At 66.3% G+C, this 17,205-nt stretch carries 11 protein-coding genes; 4 read left to right on the top strand and 7 right to left on the bottom strand.

Annotated features, from left to right (window positions below):
- The first annotated feature begins 11 nt into the window (after nucleotides 1-11).
- Nucleotides 12-1,562: a PLP-dependent aminotransferase family protein gene (locus tag CAG31_RS06650; RefSeq protein ID WP_085579133.1), complete on the top strand. Its 1,551-nt coding sequence runs from the start codon at nucleotides 12-14 to the stop codon at nucleotides 1,560-1,562.
- 18 nt (nucleotides 1,563-1,580) lie between these two features.
- Here CAG31_RS06650 and CAG31_RS06645 read toward each other — a convergent pair whose 3' ends face one another.
- The 7 genes from CAG31_RS06645 to aspA all read right to left on the bottom strand — a co-directional run bounded on the left by CAG31_RS06645 (nucleotide 1,581) and on the right by aspA (nucleotide 14,135).
- Nucleotides 1,581-6,188: a DUF6543 domain-containing protein gene (locus CAG31_RS06645; protein WP_085579131.1), complete on the bottom strand. Its 4,608-nt coding sequence runs from the start codon at nucleotides 6,186-6,188 to the stop codon at nucleotides 1,581-1,583.
- Nucleotides 6,189-6,327: 139 nt separating this feature from the next.
- Nucleotides 6,328-7,428: a polyamine ABC transporter substrate-binding protein gene (locus tag CAG31_RS06640; RefSeq protein WP_085579129.1), complete on the bottom strand. Its 1,101-nt coding sequence runs from the start codon at nucleotides 7,426-7,428 to the stop codon at nucleotides 6,328-6,330.
- Entirely contained in the window at nucleotides 7,425-8,450 is a 1,026-nt protein-coding gene (locus tag CAG31_RS06635; RefSeq protein ID WP_085579127.1) for a histone deacetylase family protein, read from the bottom strand. Before CAG31_RS06635 ends, CAG31_RS06640 begins: the two co-directional genes overlap by 4 nt.
- 144 nt (nucleotides 8,451-8,594) lie before the next feature.
- Nucleotides 8,595-9,593, bottom strand: a complete 999-nt coding sequence (locus CAG31_RS06630; RefSeq protein ID WP_085579125.1) for an AraC family transcriptional regulator — start codon at nucleotides 9,591-9,593, stop codon at nucleotides 8,595-8,597.
- Nucleotides 9,594-9,710: 117 nt separating this feature from the next.
- Entirely contained in the window at nucleotides 9,711-10,715 is a 1,005-nt protein-coding gene (locus tag CAG31_RS06625) for an asparaginase (protein WP_085579123.1), read from the bottom strand.
- Between the two features lie 104 nt (nucleotides 10,716-10,819).
- Nucleotides 10,820-12,259 (bottom strand): sodium:alanine symporter family protein, encoded by a 1,440-nt coding sequence (locus tag CAG31_RS06620; RefSeq protein ID WP_085579121.1) that lies wholly within the window; start codon nucleotides 12,257-12,259, stop codon nucleotides 10,820-10,822.
- Between the two features lie 451 nt (nucleotides 12,260-12,710).
- Complete coding sequence (aspA, locus tag CAG31_RS06615; RefSeq protein ID WP_085579118.1) at nucleotides 12,711-14,135, bottom strand: aspartate ammonia-lyase; 1,425 nt, start codon at nucleotides 14,133-14,135, stop codon at nucleotides 12,711-12,713.
- Nucleotides 14,136-14,313: 178 nt separating this feature from the next.
- Between aspA and CAG31_RS06610 the strand changes: the two genes are divergently transcribed.
- The 3 genes from CAG31_RS06610 to CAG31_RS06600 all read left to right on the top strand — a co-directional run bounded on the left by CAG31_RS06610 (nucleotide 14,314) and on the right by CAG31_RS06600 (nucleotide 17,176).
- Nucleotides 14,314-15,222, top strand: a complete 909-nt coding sequence (locus tag CAG31_RS06610) for a LysR substrate-binding domain-containing protein (protein WP_085579116.1) — start codon at nucleotides 14,314-14,316, stop codon at nucleotides 15,220-15,222.
- A 369-nt stretch (nucleotides 15,223-15,591) separates the two neighbouring features.
- Nucleotides 15,592-16,083 carry a 5-(carboxyamino)imidazole ribonucleotide mutase gene (purE, locus tag CAG31_RS06605; protein ID WP_085579114.1) on the top strand — a complete coding sequence of 164 codons (492 nt, stop codon included), beginning with the start codon at nucleotides 15,592-15,594 and terminating at the stop codon, nucleotides 16,081-16,083.
- A 10-nt stretch (nucleotides 16,084-16,093) separates the two neighbouring features.
- Complete coding sequence (locus tag CAG31_RS06600) at nucleotides 16,094-17,176, top strand: 5-(carboxyamino)imidazole ribonucleotide synthase (protein WP_085579111.1); 1,083 nt, start codon at nucleotides 16,094-16,096, stop codon at nucleotides 17,174-17,176.
- Nucleotides 17,177-17,205 lie beyond the last annotated feature (29 nt).

Raw genomic sequence — 17,205 nt, 5'->3', positions numbered from 1 at the left:
GAGCCATTGCCATGGCCACCGAGCCGTTGTCCTTGTCCTTCAACCCGGCGGGCATCGAACTGGACCGACGCCAGGGCCTGAGCCGTCAGCTGTACCAGGCGTTGCGCCTGCGGGTGCTGGACGGGCGCCTGGCCAGCGGCATGCGCCTGCCTGCGAGCCGGGACCTGGCCGCCGCGCTGGGAATCTCCCGCAACAGCGTGGTGCGGGCCTACGATCAGTTGTATGCCGAAGGGTTCATCGAAGGGCGGGTCGGCGATGGAACGTACGTGGCGCAGTTGCCGCAGGCGTCGCTCTCGGCGGAAAAGTTTTCCACAAAAGTATCCACAGGGTTTTCAACAAGCTTACCCACAGCCTTATCCACAAAATGCGAAGATTTTCCTGGGTATTTATCCAGCAAAGTTATCCACAGTGCTGCCTTGGCACGGGTCACGGAGAACCATTTGCCGATGCCGCCCAGCGGGCCGCCCAAGGCGTTCCGCGTCGGCATTCCGGCGTTCGACCTGTTCCCGTTCGAGGTCTGGGCCAAGCTGAACGCGGGGTTCTGGCGCAAGCCCGACCTGCATCAGCTGTGCTACGGCGACCCGGCCGGCGATGCGCGGCTGCGCGGGATGATCGCGGCTTACCTGCGCAGTTCGCGTGGCATGCAGTGCACCGCTGAACAAATTGTGATCACCAGTGGCGCGCAACAGGGAATCAGCCTTTGTGCACAGTTGCTGGTGGAGCCGGGCGACGGTGTGGCCATCGAGAATCCGGGCTACCGGGCGGCGGGCCACGCTTTTGCGCTGGCCGGCGCGAACCTGCACGGGGTGGCGGTGGACAGCGAAGGCATTGACTGCGGCGGGCTGGAGCGGCTCGGCGATTGCCGGCTGGCCTACGTCACGCCTTCGCACCAGTACCCCAGCGGCGTGGTCATGAGCCTGGCCCGGCGCCTGGAGCTGCTGGCCTGGGCCGAACGCACCCGAGGCTGGATCGTCGAGGACGACTACGACGGCGAATACCGCTACCGCGGCGCGCCGCTGGCACCGTTGGCGGCGCTCGACCGTCACGGCCGCGTGCTGTACGTCGGCACTTTCGGCAAGGTGGCGTTCCCGGCGCTGCGCCTGGGCTATCTGGTGCTGCCTGCGGGGCTGGTGCAGGCGTTCGCGCAGCGGCGCGCCGTGGACGTGCGGCACTCCGAGGTGAGCACCCAGGCGGTCATGGCCGAGTTCATGGCCGCCGGCCACTTCCAGCGGCATATCCGGCGCATGCGCCGCGCCGCCCTGAGCCGGCTCAACTGTCTGCAGGCCCATTGGCCCGCCGGCATCCGTGGCGTCGGCCCGTTGCCCGACGTGATGGCCGGCCTGCACCTGACGGTGCCGGTCGACAGCATGGCGCGCGAGCTCGAACTGGTCGAAAAGGCCCGAAACGCCGGCGTCGAGGTCAACGGGCTGAGCGGTTACTGGCTGCCCGATCCGTCACCGCCGGCGGATCGGTGCGCCGGCCTGGTGCTGGGGTTCGCGGCGGTGCCCGAGCCGGCCATAGAGGTTGCGCTGGCACGCCTGGCCACGGCGTGGCGCGATTGACGCCGTGTGCCCTGGGGCTCAAGGCCCGGGCGGGGCGGGCGAGCGGACCTTCAGAAACAGGTCGATCGCCTCGGGCTTGATCAACCGGCGCAGGGCGTTGTCCACCTCGTCGAACGTGCCCAGTTCCTGGCGCGCCGCTTCCGGCAGGGATTTGAGGTACTCGTCGGCGGGCTTGAGGTGGGCGACGGTGAACCCGCCTTCGGCGTCGGTCACGTTGGCGTAGTGGAAGTGAGCGACCCACAGCGGCTTGTTCTGCTGTGTCTTGTCGAGCACGCGGTACTCCTGGAACCAGTCCTTGCGTTGCCGGGTCCTGATGCGGCCGCGCGGGTCTTTGACGATGTTGACCTGGCCGTGTTCATGCAGCCATTGAAGGTAGGTTTCCCGGGGTTTGCGTCGTTTGATCATGTCGCCGTAGATCCGGATGCCTTCCCGATTGCATTTGGCGGCCGCCGAACGTAGATCCTGGCTCAGCCTGCTGAAGGCGTAAGGCGTGTTGCCCGACGCGCTCATGCGCCCGTAGGCCGCATCGACGTCCTTGGCCGCCTGCTGAAGGCGGACGGCCTGTTGGTCGAACAGATCCTTCATGTCCGCGGGAATGCGCCGGGGCCGCCGGGAATCCGCGCTTGTGTGCTTGATGAAGAGATCGTTGTCGTCGTACAGCGAACGGCCCCGTTCGAGGATCTGACCGTCCTCCGCCGGAAGGGGCTGCACGGTGCGGCGAACGGGAGCCTTGAAGACGGGCACCTTCTCGACCGGGGTCGGTTTGGGCGCAGGGCCTGCCCGCACCGCCTCAAGTACCCGTGGCTGCAGCCTGTTCACTTTGCCGAGGGGCCGCGAGGTCGACGGCCCGGGATCCAGCCTGGCCATGGCGGCCAACGGAATCTCCTCCGGTTCGGGCAGCCGTTCGAGCAGGCGTTTGCGCGACAGTTCGAGGAACTCGGTGACCAGCCCCTGAATCCGGCGGAAGCGGATCGGCTCCAACTGCCCGGGCGAGTCGGCGAGCAGTTCCCGCAGACGCCGGTCACAGGCTTCCAGGCGATCGACCAGCGCGGTGGCCTCCTCCATCTCTTGCAGGGGCGTGACCGCCGTTTCGGGATCGGCGCTGCGCCCGGCCAGCGCGTGGCCCGCGATTCCCGCTTCGTCGAACACGGTCATGACACTCTGGCGCAACGCCTCGGCGTCCTTGCCCGGCCCGTCGATCAGGCACAGTTCGGGGGACATGCCGATCTCATTGCCGAGAAAGTCATAGCGCGACAGTGTCGGGCGCAGGTCGCGCAGGCCCAATGCGGTCTTGCGGGTCTGTCCGGACTCTTTCATCAGCCGATCCAGCGAGCTGTCCAGCTGATCGAGCTGTGCGACGATTTCGTCGCTGATGGCGATGGACCGCCGTATGTTTTCGATCTGCTCGGCACGGGGCAAGGGCGGCGATTCCGCCGTCTGGCGGATCAGCGGTACGACCTGTTGGGCGTACTCGCGCAATTTCATCCTCATCCAGCCGTTGATGAATCGGTGCTGTTCGGCGGTGAGGCGCATCAATTGCGCTTCATAGAACTTGCCGGTGCCTCCGGCGGTGCGCCAGGCAAGCAGGTCGGTCAAAGCCTGGGTGTAGCCGTTGGCGAGACTTTCGGATTGCGTCAGGTAGGCGGCAATGGCCTGCGGCGACATCTCCGATGTCAGGTCATGGTTCTCGGAAGGCACCAGGATCTTTTGCAAGGCCGCCTGCTGGGTGGGTTCCTGTGCCCAGAACGCCTGCAGCGCGGCCCAGGCCTTGTCCCGCTCAGCGGCTTTCTTTTGCCGCAGCGCCGCGATCTTGCTCGTCGGCTGGCCGCCGCGCAACCTCAGCCTGAGGTCCCAGACCCAGCGGTTTTCCGCCGCGTCGAAGCGGATGGCCAACCCTGGTCGGCCGGCATCTTCGGGGTCGGTCACCCAGGTGGCCCCATCGCCGTCGGTGCGCACCTGGAACCAGCGTTTGCCCACCTGGGCGTAGCGTTTTCCTCCCGCCCCGTACAAACGGTCTGCGTCCGGGGTCGATGCTGCGGACAGCTCCGGTGCCGCCTGCAGCCGGTCGATGAATTGCTCGAACCGCGTTCCGGAGGCGGTGCGCACTCCGTTGATCGGTGCCAGGTCGCCAAGGTGGGCCTCAGGCAGGGCGGCTTGCGGCAGGGGCGGATTCTGGAAGACCCTCGCCTGCACCGGTGAGCCTGGTGCTTCGATCAGGGCCGGCTCCGGCAAGGGTTCGGCCTCGGTGCCCTTAACCGTGGGGCCTGCAAGCCGGAGCCGGCTCCACGCCATGCGGTGGGTCAGCAGGATGCTCAGCGTCAGCAGCACATCGCCGGTGGACGACCATTGCACCACCGTATCGCCGCGTTCGTGGGCTTCGAGGGCCTGCTGGATCTGGCTGATGCCTTGCCAGACCCAGACGGCGGTGCTGGCCGGGCCGCTGAGGAAGCTGGCGGCCACACCGAACATCGCCCAGCCGCTCTCCACCAGCAGTGTCCGGCGCCGTTCGGCGTTCGAGGTCGACTGGCGGTCGGCGAGGCTGACCAGTGCCCGGCTGTGGTCGTTGTACAGCGCGGTGGGGATATCGCCCGCAAACGGCGCGCCGGCCAGCTCGATCGAGGGGGACAGGCCGAGGTGGATGAACGGCTCGAACGCCAGGTCGACGATGGTGCGCGGCGAGGGGATGCCGTTGGGAAACACGTACTGGGCGTACTCGAAGCTGCGCTCCTCGTCGGCCAGCCAGGCGAGCACCGAGTCACGCAGTTCGCCGGGCTGGTGGAAGGCGTACAGCATGTTCTGCGCGGACTCGAACTGGAGCAGCGAGCGCTTCATCAGGGGCCGGTACAGCAGGCACGGCTCGCTGCGGCCCTGGTCCGGGCCGATGACGTACATGCCGGTGACGGTGTCGGTTCCGCTGCCCAGCCGGAACCGCGGCAAGAACGCCAAGGGCCGGATCTGCACCGGCCAGTCGGCGGGCGGGGTGCTGCCGGCCATGGACGCCGCCAGCCGGCAGATCTGCCGGTATCCCCGTTCATCCACGCTGCCTTCGTGCTTGAGCTTGCACTCCAAAGCCCGCAGTTGCAGCAGGGTCGGCAACTGAAGGCAGTAGAGCCGCCTGTGGCGCCGGGCCCGCTCCGGGTCGTCGATCAGGGTGCGCTTGACCAACTGCGGGTAGATTTCGCCGACATCGACCTTTTCGGCGATGCGTGTCAGAAACGCTGGCGTCATCCAGTCCGGCGTCGCCGACCCGTCGGCGTAGGCGACGGCCGCCATGTAGGGGGGCGTGTTGCTCAGGGCGAACTGGCCGAGGGTCTGGACGCTGCGCTCGAACGGCGAAGGCAGGAAGAGGCCGCCGACCTCGAAGCTTTGGGTCACGGTGATCCGCACGTCATCCAGGTGCAGCGCCGCAGCCGTGTCGCCCTTTCGTTCGGCAACGATGGCTTCGCGCATTCGCCGTTGGGCGTAGGTCTGTATCGACGGGAGGCCTGCGGGGTCGAAGGCGTCCTCGGCCTCCTCGTGCAGCAGGCCCAAGGTGTTCAGGCATGCGCTGTAGGTCTGGATGTCCTCCAGCGAGGCGCTCGACAACCATGGCGGCATCGCGTCGGCCAGTTGGGCGATGCGTTGGTTGTCGCGGGGGCTGAGGGTGCGGATCTCGGTCTGGCGCGGCGCGAACCGGGCCTCGGCCGAGCGGCTGGCCGGGTCGAGCGCATCGATGGAGTCGAGCTGGCAGTTCACCAGCGCCCAGGCCATGGCGTCGAAGACGTTTCCTTCCGGCTCGTAGAGGCGCCACTTCAGGCTGAAGCCGCCGAGATTGACGTCGATCCGTTCGGGCAGCACGGCACCCAGCTGCTCCATCGAATCGAAGGCTTCGTAACCGTCGGAGACGGTGTACATCACGATCAGTTCGCGGTCGCCGCAGTTGGCGGTCAGCACCAGCGCACCGGGTGACATCAGGTGCCGGGTGTCGAAGGAGTCGGCGAAATCGAAGGCATAGTCCAGGTCCGGCAGGCGGGCGCGGACATTCGACAGACCGCTGTCCTCCAGCGGACGCGAGGCCTTGTCGGGGAACCTTGAGACCAGGCGGCTCAAGGCGCATTGATCCGTATCCCAATCGTTGACCGCGCCCACGTCAAGCGCGGCCCTGAGCATGTCGGACAGCCGTTGCCAGCGCGGCAGCGCACCGACGGCCTCGTTCCAGTAGTCCAGCTGGGATTGCTGGAAGTTCGTGAAGATCTGCGGCGCCTGCTCGTTGAGCAGCGCCGTCAGTGCATCCATGCCGACGGGCAAGTGGACCGGCTCCTGGGCATAGGGCGTCAGGGTCAGGAAATGTTCGCCTTCGATGTAGTTGGCGCTGTTCCGGTCAAGGGCCAGGCGCACCAGTGCATGGCTCAGCGATTCGAAGTGGCTGCTGCCGCTGACCAGCGCGCCGTTGCGCTCGTGCCAGACCGGGGCCATCACCACCGCCACGTCCGGATCGATGTCGAGGTCGGGAAAGCGCTGCTTCAGTGCGTCGCGCAATTGTCGTGTCGTGGCGGCATGCAGGGTCGGGCCGCGGCTGATCTGTTCGATCACGTGGCTTTTGTTCTGCAGCAGCGGGACGGGCGTTTCTGTCGGGGTTTCGCTCATGGGTCGCAACCGTTGGGAGGCCTGTGGGGAATCTTGTTCGCTGCCACGGTATCCGTGCCTCGGACGGTGCCTGCGGTAGCCGGTTACCGCAGGCAAAAAAAAGACCCGCACGGGGCGGGTCTTGTCGGTTGGAGCCGGATCAGGTGCCGGACTTGATCCGGGTCCAGGCCCGGGTGCGGGCGCGCTCGGCGTCGCGGGGCAGCGGCTGCAGGGTGTAGAGCGTGTTCATGGCCGCGTCGGTCGGGTACAGGTTGGGGTTGTTGCGGATCGCCGGGTCGACCTGTTGCGTGGCGTCCTTGTTGGGGTTCGGGTAGCCGACGAAGTCGCTGACCGGCGCGATCACCTGCGGCTGCAGCAAGTAGTTGATGAAGGTATAGGCGTCCTGCGGGTTCTGCGCGCCCTTGGGGATGGCGAGCATGTCGAACCAGATCGGCGCGCCTTCCTTGGGCAGGCGCATGTCCACCACCACCCCGTTCTTCGCTTCCTTGGCGCGGTTGGCGGCCTGGGAGAAGCTGCCCGAGTAGCCCACCGCCACGCAGATGTCGCCGTTGGCGATGTCGGCCATGTACTTGGAGGAATGGAAGTAGGTGACGTACGGACGGATCTTCAGCAGCAGCGCTTCGGCCTTGGCGTAGTCCTGCGGGTTCTTGCTGTTGGGGTCCAGCCCCAGGTGCTGCAGGGCCAGCGGCAGGATCTCCGACGGCGAGTCGAGCAGGGCGACGCCGCACTGCTTGAGTTTGCTGATGTTCTCTTCCTTGAAGATCAGGTCCCAGCTGTCCACCGGGGCGTCGTCGCCCAGCACCGCCTTGACCTTGGCCGGGTTGAAGCCGATCAGGATGGTGCCGTACATGTACGGCACGGCGAACTTGTTGCCCGGATCGTTGGCCTCGATCAGCTTCATCAGTTTGGGGTCGAGGTGGTTCCAGTTCGGCAGCCGGCTGCGGTCCAGCGGCTGGAACACCCCGGCCTCGATCTGCTTGGCCAGGAACACGTTGGACGGCACCACCACGTCATAGCCGGAGTTGCCGGTCAGCAGCTTGGCCTCCAGCGCTTCGTTGGTGTCGAAGATGTCGTAGACCAGTTTGGTCTGGGCGTTCTGTGCCTTGAAATCCTCCAGGGCCTTGGGGGTGATGTAGTCGAACCAGTTGTAGACGCGCAGGGTGCGTTCTTCGGCGTGGGCCGCGCCGCCGAGCAGCGCGGCGCACAGCGCGCAAGCGATGAGGGTCTTGAGGCTGTTCATTGTTCGAAGCCTTCGAGCACGTTCACCGCGTTGATGCCGATTTCCTCCACGGCGTAGCCGCCTTCCATGACGAACAGCGTCGGCTTGCCCAGGGCGGCGATGCGCTTGCCCATGGCCAGGTAGTCCGGGCTGTCGAGCTTGAACTGCGAGATCGGGTCGTCCTTGAAGGTGTCCACGCCCAGGGACACGACGACGATGTCTGCGCCGTAGCGCTCGATCTCTTGGCAGGCCTGCTCCAGCGCGGCGCTCCAGACGTCCCAGCCTGCGCCGGCCGGCAGCGGGTAGTTGAAGTTGAAGCCTTCGCCGGCGCCTTCGCCGCGCTCGTCTTCATAGCCGAGGAAGAACGGGAACTCCGCCTCCGGGTGGCCATGGATCGAGGTGAACAGCACGTCGCTGCGTTCGTAGAAGATCGACTGGGTGCCGTTGCCGTGGTGGTAGTCCACGTCGAGGATCGCGACTTTCTTGTGGCCCTGATCGAGGAACGCCTGGGCGGCGATGGCGGCGTTGTTGAGGTAGCAGTAGCCGCCCATCAGGTCGCTGGCGGCGTGGTGTCCCGGCGGACGGCACAGGGCGAAGGCGCTGTGGGCGCCGCGCTGGATTTGCGCCTGGGCGGTCAGCGCCACCTGCGCGGCGCTGTAGGCCGCCTGCCAGGTGCCGGCGGTGATCGGTGCGCCGCCGTCGAAGCTGTAGTAGCCGAGCTGGCCGTGCAGGCTGGTCGGCTTCACCTGGCGCAAGGTGCGCGCCGGCCAGGTGTAGGGCAGCAGGTCGCCGTCGGTGTTGAATTCGGTCCAGCGCGTCCAGGCGCCCTTGAAGAAATCGAGGTAGTCGCGGCTGTGGATGCGGGCGATCGGCTCGAGGCCGAAATCCTTCGGCGCCTGCACCGGGCCCAGGTTCTGGTGCCTGACCCGTTGCAGCACGTGGTCGGCGCGGGACGGCATCTCGAAGCACGGCTTGAGCTGGCCGTCGATGAGTTCGCAGCGGCCGTGGTGCAGGTGGTGGTCGTCCGAGTAGATCGTCAGCATTTGTTGTTCTCCGCAGGGCTGATTCGGTTGAACACAGTGTTGCGGCCCGAGGCGGATCGGAGAACGGCGGGAGCGGCCAAAAGGGGATCGATGCGGCCAAAAGTGCTGACCTCAATTCGCCCCTCGCGCCTGCCGAGGCGGGGCTCAGCCGTGGGGGCGGAACTGGCTCGGGGCCACGCCGCTCCAGCGCACGAACGCATGGCGGAAGCTCGCGGTCTCGCTGAAGCCCAAGGTCTCGGCGATGCGGTAGATCGGCATCTGGTCTTCGCACAGCAGCTGCTTGGCCCGCTCGAAGCGCAGCTCATCAAGCAGTTCCTGATAGCTGCAACCCATGTCCTTGAGGTGCCGGCGCAGGGTGCGCGGCGAGCAGTTCATCTGCTGCGCGAGCCCCTCCAGCCCCGGTGCGCAATTGAGCTGCGCGCCGAGCAACTGGCGGATCCGTCCCAGCCAGGCCTGGCGCCCGGTGAACTCGGTGTTCTGCTTGCGGCAGCGCTCGGCCATGGCCTGGTGGGTGATGGTGTCGGCCAGCGGCAGCGGTTGGTCGAGCCAACGCCGCTCGAACGCGAAGGCATTGTCCTTGGCGCGAAAGTGCAGCGGACAGTCGAACGGTTGGGCGTAGCTGTCGCGGTAGTCCGGGGCGGCGTGTTCGAAACGGGCGGCGCGCAACGGCAGCGGGTGGCCGAGCAGGTCGTCGCAGATGACTTTCAGCGAGACCAGGCAGAACTCGGCGTTGAACACCGCCATCGCCGGGCTTTCGCGGTAGTCGGCGGCGACGAACCAGACCTGTTCGCCGTCGTCTTCCAGGCTCAGTTCGAACAGGGTGCCCAGCAGCGCCGGATAACGGACCGCCAGGCGCAGAGCGTCACCGAAGGTGGCACAGGTGAGCAGGGCGTAACCGAGTATCCCGTAGCAGGAAACATGCATGCGCCGGCCCAGCTCCAGTCCGATGTCGTGCTTGAGCGCCACGGCGTTGGCGCACACCTGCATCTCCTGGTTGGTGGTGATGCGGGTGTCGGCGCGGTTCAGGTCTGCGGTGCTGATGCCGCTGCCGGCCAGCAGCGCATCGTCGGACAACCCTTGGTCCTTGAAGGTGTTGAGGATCAGCGAGACCGCGTTGAGGGTGGTGAGGTGGGAGTGGAGCATGGGATCTTCCAGCCTGGGGATGGCTGGAACGCAGCAAGTTGCATGCCGGACGGGAACGGCAAGGGTGAACCGTTGCGGCGAGCGAGCGGGCTCACTCGCCGCAAGGTTCGGTCGGTGTCAGGCGAGTTCGCCGCACAGGTCCAGTTCGACCAGGCGCCGCACATCGGCGTCGTCCAGCCCCGCGCCCAGCAGCGCGTTCAGCTTGCCGAACGCCGCCTCGCGGGTCATGCCGCCGCCGGACAGGACGCCCACGCCGCGCAAACGGCTGCCGGCCTCGTAGATGTCCAGCTCGACCCCGCCCTCATGGCATTGCGTCACGGCGACGACCACCACGCCCTTGTCCCGCGCCCGGCCGAGGCTGGCGAGGAATTCGGGGTTGTCGCTCGGGCCGGTGCCGCTGCCGTAGCACTCCAGCACCAGGCCCTGGATGCCGCTGGCGGTCAGGCCGTCGATGACCTGTGCCGAAATGCCGGGGAACAGCGGCAGCACCGCGACGTTCGCCAACTGCTTCGGCGCGCCGTAGGTCAGTTGGGCAGGCAGCGAAGCGGCGTGCGTGCCGCCGCCCTGACGCTCCAGCCGCTTGAACGGATGACGCCCGAAGCTGCGCACCTTCGCGCAGCGGGTCGGCGCCAGCAGCTCGCCGTGGAAGTACAGGTGCACGCCCGGCGCCAGGCCCTGGCCGAGGGCGGTCAGCGCACCGCTGAGGTTTTCCCACGCGTCGCTGTCGGTGACGCCGGCCGGCAGCATCGAGCCGGTGAAGCACACGCGGGCGTGCAGGCCCAGCAGCTGGAAGCTCATGGCGGCGGCGCTGTAGGCCAGGGTGTCGGTGCCGTGCAGGATCAGCACGCTGTCGCAGCCCTGCACATCGACGGCGTCGACCACCGCTTCGCGCAGTTGCTGCCAGTAGGCCGGGGTCATGTTGGCGCTGTCGATCAGCGGCGCCATCTCACGGAAGCGCCACTGCGGCACCACCAGCTCAGGCTGGCCGTGCAGGTACTCGCGCATCCGCGCCTCGAAACCGGAGGCCGGGGCCAGGCCGTTGGCGCTGGCCTGCATGCCGATGGTGCCGCCGGTGTACAGCACCATGACGTGCTGGGCGGCAGGGTAGGTCGAAGGGTTCATGGGATTCTCCGAAACGGTGAGGTGCTGTGGGAGCGGGCACGCCCGTTCCGACATTTAACGCACTGTAACCGACGGGCGCAGAGGATGCGCCCGCCGTTCACCCGTCAGCGTTGCGCTGCGGGCACGCCTTGCGGCTCGGCCTTGGCGGCCGGCGAAGTTTCGGCGGGCCAGGCCTGCAGGTCCAGGTCCAGGTCGGCGAACTTGCGCGAGTCGAACACAGGCTGGTCGACGCCGGCGCGGCGCTGCTCGTCGTAGTCGCGCATCACGCGCAGGCCGACCTTGAACAGCATGGCCAGGGCCATCAGGTTGACGAAGGCCAGGCAGGTCATGGTGATGTCGGCGAAGGCGAACACGGTCGACAGATCCTGCATCGAACCCCAGACCACCAGCGCCAGCACCAGGCCGCGGAACACCATCAGCACCACGCGGTTGCGGCTGAGGAATTGCAGGCTGTTCTCGCCCAGGTAGTAGTTGTAGAGGATGCAGGTGAACACGAACAGCGACAGCGCGACGCTCACGAACAGGCGGCCCCAGTCACCGACCACGGCGGCCAGCGAGTTCTGGGTCAGGACGATGCCGTCGCCTTCGAAGCCCGGGGTGTAGAAGCCCGACAGCAGGATCAGCAGCGCGGTGCAGGTGCAGATCACGAAGGTGTCGAGGAACACGCTGAAGGCCTGGACCACGCCTTGGGCGCCCGGGTGCTTCACGGCGGCCACGGCAGCCACGTTCGGCGCACTGCCCAGGCCCGCTTCGTTGGCGAACACGCCACGCTTCACGCCCATGACGATGGCGCTGCCGAGCAGGCCGCCGAAGGCCGGGTCGAGGCCGAAGGCGCTCTTGAAGATGGTTTCCAGCATGGCCGGCACGTGTTCGATCTGGGTGCCGATCACGTACAGGGTCACAGCGATGTAGGCCAGGGTCTTGACCGGCACCAGCAGGTCGGACACCGCGGCGATGCGCTTGATGCCGCCGATGAAGGTGATGGCCAGCAGCACCGCCAGGACGATGCCGGTGTGGCGCGGATCGAAGTCGAAGGCGTTCTGCAGCGAGTGGGTCACGGTGTACGACTGCAGGCCGATGAAGGCGAAGCCGTAGGTGACCAGCAGCAGGATGGAGAACACCACCGCCATGCCTTTGAGCTTCAGGCCGTGCTGGATGTAGTAGGCCGGGCCGCCGCGGTACAGGCCGTCGCCGTCGGCGCGCTTGTAGACCTGGGCCAGGGTGCATTCGAAGAAGCTGCTGGACATTCCGACCAGTGCGGTCACCCACATCCAGAACACCGCGCCCGGGCCGCCCAGGGTCACGGCGATGCCGACGCCGGCGATGTTGCCCGCGCCGACACGGCCGGCGAGGCTGAGCATCAGGGCCTGGAACGAGCTGAGCTGCCCCGCGTTGCCTTTGAGGCTGTCGCGGAACACCGCGAACATGTGGGTGAAGTGGCGCAGTTGAACGAAACGCGAGCGAATCGTGAAGTAGCTGCCGAGCCCGACAATGAGCAGGATCAGTACTTTGCCTGAGAGGAAGTCGTTGATGACTTCTAGCATGGATTTTTCCTCGCTGTTTTTTGTGTAAGCAAATGCTGGAAGGTCGGAAACATCGCGTTACACCGGTGTGCGGGCGGCACAACGGGCGAGGCGATGGTTTCGTCCCGGTTCCATATCGCGGGTTTGTTATTAGTTCGGGTTTCGCATGGGTTTGGGCCTCGTTACCGACGACCGCTCACGCGAAGAGGGGCGGCACTATACCTATCAGTGCGGCGCCCGTCTGCACGGTTGTGGTGCAAGCGACGGAACGTAGGCTTTGAAACACCCGGCGTTACCGGCGCCGGGCTTGTGTGGAGACTGCTCTTTTTTTTGTGCGAGCAATCCCCAGACATACGGGTCTCAGGATCGGAAAGTTAAAAAAAGGGCTTGGGGAGCAATCCCCAAGCCCTCAAAAGGTGAGAGGTGTCTAGTCCCTCGACCTGGTGAGCGGTACAGCGAATTTCGCGTCGGTTCAGGCTTTGAGCGGAACCAGACGTGGGGCGATCATGTTTTCCGGGCGCAGGATGTCGGCGAGCATGGCGTCGTCGAGCAGGCCTTCTTCGCGCACCAGTTCCAGCACGCCGCGGCCGGTCTCGAGGGCGACGCGGGCGATGCGGGTGGCGTTCTTGTAGCCGATGTACGGGTTCAGCGCGGTGACCAGGCCGATCGAGTGCTCGACCAGTTCACGGCAGCGGGCTTCGTTGGCGGTGATGCCGACGATGCAGTGCTCGCGCAGCATGTCCATGGCGCGTTGCAGCAGGCGGATCGAGTCAAGGATCTTGAAGGCGATCAGCGGCTCCATCACGTTCAGCTGCAGCTGGCCGCCTTCGGCCGCCATGGTCAGCGCCAGGTCGTTGCCGATGACCTGGAAGGCCACCTGGTTCACGGCTTCCGGGATCACCGGGTTGACCTTGCCTGGCATGATCGAGCTGCCTGGCTGGCGCGCCGGCAGGTTGATCTCGTTGATGCCGGTGCGCGGGCCGCTGGACAGCAGGCGCAGGTCGTTGCAGATCTTCGACAGCTTGACCGCGGTGCGCTTGAGCATGCCGGAGAACAGCACGAAGGCGCCCATGTCGGAGGTGGCTTCGATCAGGTCGGCGGCCGGCACCAGCGGCTGACCGCTGATCAGGGCCAGACGCTGCACGGCCAGGGCCTGGTAGCGCGGGTCGGCGTTGATGCCGGTGCCGATGGCGGTGCCGCCCAGGTTCACTTCGGTCAGCACTTCCGGGGCCAGCGTCTTCAGGCGGGCCAGGTCTTCGCCCATGGTGGTGGCGAAGGCGCGGAACTCTTGGCCCAGGGTCATCGGCACGGCGTCCTGCAGCTGGGTGCGGCCCATCTTCAGGACGTGGTTGAATTCTTCACCCTTGGCCGCGAACGCCTGGATCAGGCTGTCGAGGCTGGCCAGCAGCGCATCGTGACCCAGCAGCAGACCCAGGCGGATCGCGGTCGGGTAGGCGTCGTTGGTCGACTGTGCCATGTTCACGTCGTCGTTCGGGTGCAGGTACTGGTATTCGCCTTTCTGGTGACCCATCGCTTCCAGCGCGATGTTGGCGATCACTTCGTTGGCGTTCATGTTGGTGGACGTACCGGCGCCACCTTGAATCATGTCGACCACGAACTCTTCGTGGAAATCACCGCGGATCAGTCGGGCACAGGCTTCGCTGATGGCAGCGTGCTTGGCTTCGCTCAGATGGCCCAGCTCACGGTTGGCGTCAGCGGCGGCCTGTTTGACCATGGCCAGACCGACCACCAGCTTCGGGTAATGCGAGATCGGAACGCCGGAGAGACGGAAGTTGTTCACCGCTCGCAGGGTCTGGATGCCGTAGTACGCTTGAGCCGGTACTTCGAGGGAGCCAAGCAGGTCGTTTTCTGTGCGGAAAGATGCAGCGGAGGACATGATAGAAATCATCTCGATAGGAACCCGGTCTGTGCCGGAACGCTGCGAATGCTAGGCTTGTGGGAATTTTTGGGCCAATGCTGTTAAACACTGCCCTATGCACATTCGGCATAATGCCCGTGTGACGCCGCTCGCGCGGCAGACGTGTGACCTATTTTGGTGCGCCCCGGAGGGTGTGATGAATCTGGAAAGCAAATGGCTTGAGGACTTCAGTGCCCTGGCCGCCACCCGCAGCTTCTCGCAGGCGGCCGAACGGCGCTTCGTGACCCAGCCGGCGTTCAGCCGGCGGATCCGCAGCCTGGAGGCCGCACTGGGGCTGACCCTCGTCAACCGTTCGCGCACGCCCATCGAACTGACGGCGGCGGGGCAACTGTTTCTGGTGACCGCGCGCACAGTGGTCGAGCAACTCGGCGAAGTGCTGCGCCACCTGCACCATCTGGAGGGCGGGCAGGGCGAGGTGATCCAGGTGGCGGCGGCGCACTCTCTGGCGCTGGGCTTCTTTCCGCGCTGGATCGCGCAACTGCGCAACGAAGGCCTGAACATCGCCACGCGGCTGGTGGCGACCAACGTCGGCGATGCCGTGCACGCCCTGCGCGAAGGCGGCTGCGACCTGATGCTGGCCTTCTATGACCCGGATGCGGCGATGCAGATGGACGCGGACATCTTCCCGTCGCTGCACTTGGGCCACACCGAAATGCTCCCGGTGTGCGCGGCGGACGCCAACGGCAAGCCGCTGTTCGACCTGGAAGGCGAGGCGAGCGTGCCGCTGCTGGCCTACAGCGCCGGGGCGTTCCTGGGGCGTTCGGTGAACGGCCTGCTGCGCCAGCGCCAATTGCGCTTCACCACCGTTTACGAGACCGCCATGGCCGACAGCCTCAAGAGCATGGCGCTCGAAGGCCTGGGCATCGCCTGGGTGCCGCAGTTGAGCGTGCGCGCCGAACTGGCCCGCGGCGAGCTGGTGATCTGCGGCGGCCCGCAGTGGCATGTGCCGCTGGAGATCCGCCTGTACCGCTGCGCGCTGGTGCGCAAGGCCAACGTGCGGCTGCTGTGGCGCAAGCTCGAAGGCGGGGCTGCGCAGAGCGCCTGACAAGATTCAATGGGGATGCAACTGATCTGACGCTTGCGCTGCCTGGACTGACGCCATCGCCAGCAGGCTGGCTCCCACAAGGGGGCGGCGCAATGCAGAGCGGCGACCGCCACAATCCAATCCGGGAGCAAGCCTGCTCCCGCAGGGCAATTTGCGGTGCGCAGGCACTGACCTTCGGGTCAATAAAACCGGGGCTTTGCGGCAGATGACAGATGGTCGAGACGGGGGCTGTTTATTGGCTTCTTTGCGGTATACTGCGCGGCCTTCGGCCGGTTTGTCCGGCCATTTTCCGTACAATCAAGCCACGCAACTTGCGTGGCTTGTTGTTTTTGACGCGCCTGCGGGCGCCCAGAGAGAAGAGGCGCGACGATGAGTGCACTGGTTGGCGTGATCATGGGCTCCAAGTCCGATTGGTCCACCCTTAGCCACACCGCCGATATGCTGGAAAAGCTCGGCATCCCCTACGAGGTGAAAGTGGTTTCCGCCCACCGCACCCCGGACCTGCTGTTCCAGTACGCCGAGGAGGCCGAAGGCCGCGGCATCGAGGTGATCATCGCCGGTGCCGGCGGCGCGGCCCACCTGCCGGGCATGTGCGCGGCCAAGACCCACTTGCCGGTGCTGGGCGTGCCGGTGCAGTCGGCCATGCTCTCGGGCGTCGATTCGCTGCTGTCGATCGTGCAGATGCCGGCCGGCGTTCCGGTCGCCACCCTGGCCATCGGCAAGGCCGGCGCGATCAACGCCGCGCTGCTGTCGGCCAGTATCCTGGGCGCCAAGCACCCGCAGTTCCACGCGGTGCTGAAGACCTTCCGCGCCGAGCAGACTGACAGCGTCCTGGACAATCCAGACCCACGCATTGCCTGAGGTTGTTGAGATGAAGATCGGTGTGATCGGTGGCGGCCAGTTGGGCCGCATGCTGGCCCTGGCGGGCACCCCGCTGGGCATGAACTTCGCTTTCCTGGATCCTGCGCCGGACGCCTGTGCCGCCGCGCTGGGCGAACACCTGCGGGCCGACTACGGCGATCAGGACCACCTGCGCCAACTGGCCGATGAAGTGGACCTGGTGACCTTCGAGTTCGAAAGCGTCCCGGCCGAGACCGTGGCCTTCCTTTCTCAGTTCGTGCCGGTGTACCCGAGCGCCGAAGCCCTGCGCATCGCCCGCGACCGCTGGTTCGAGAAAAGCATGTTCAAGGAGCTGGGGATTCCGACCCCGGCGTTCGCCGACATCCAGTCGCAGGCCGACCTGGACGCCGCCGTGGCGGCCATCGGCCTGCCGGCCGTGCTCAAGACCCGCACCCTGGGCTACGACGGCAAGGGCCAGAAGGTCCTGCGCAAGCCTGAGGATGTGGTCGGCACGTTCGCCGAGCTGGGCAGCGTGGCTTGCCTGCTGGAAGGCTTCGTGCCGTTCACCGGCGAAGTCTCGCTGATCGCCGTGCGCGCCCGCGACGGGGAAACCCGGTTCTACCCGCTGGTGCACAACACCCACGACAGCGGCATCCTCAAGCTGTCGGTGGCCAGCACCGATCACCCGTTGCAGGCCCTGGCCGAAGACTACTCCAGCCGTGTGCTGACGAAGCTGAACTACGTCGGCGTGATGGCGTTCGAGTTCTTCGAGGTCGACGGCGGCCTGAAGGCCAACGAAATCGCTCCGCGGGTGCACAACTCCGGGCACTGGACCACCGAAGGCGCCGAGTGCAGTCAGTTCGAGAACCACCTGCGGGCGGTGGCCGGCCTGCCGCTGGGTTCGACCGCCAAGGTCGGCGAGAGCGCGATGCTGAACTTCATCGGCAAGGTACCGGAGACCGAGAAGGTGCTGGCCATCGCCGATTGCCACCTGCACCACTACGGCAAGGCGTTCAAGGCCGGGCGCAAGGTCGGCCACGCCAACCTGCGCTGCGCCGACAAGGCGACCCTGGCGCAGCAGATCCTCAAGGTCGAGGCGCTGATCGCCGAGTGACGAGAGTTTCATCTGGCGGCGGCGGAACC

The sequence above is a fragment of the Pseudomonas sp. R25(2017) genome (assembly GCF_002112565.1).
In the GTDB taxonomy this organism is placed as follows: Bacteria; Pseudomonadota; Gammaproteobacteria; order Pseudomonadales; family Pseudomonadaceae; genus Aquipseudomonas; species Aquipseudomonas ekonensis.
The sequence above is the reverse complement of the archived record's forward strand: the minus strand, read 5'-3'. Positions and strand labels throughout refer to the sequence as shown.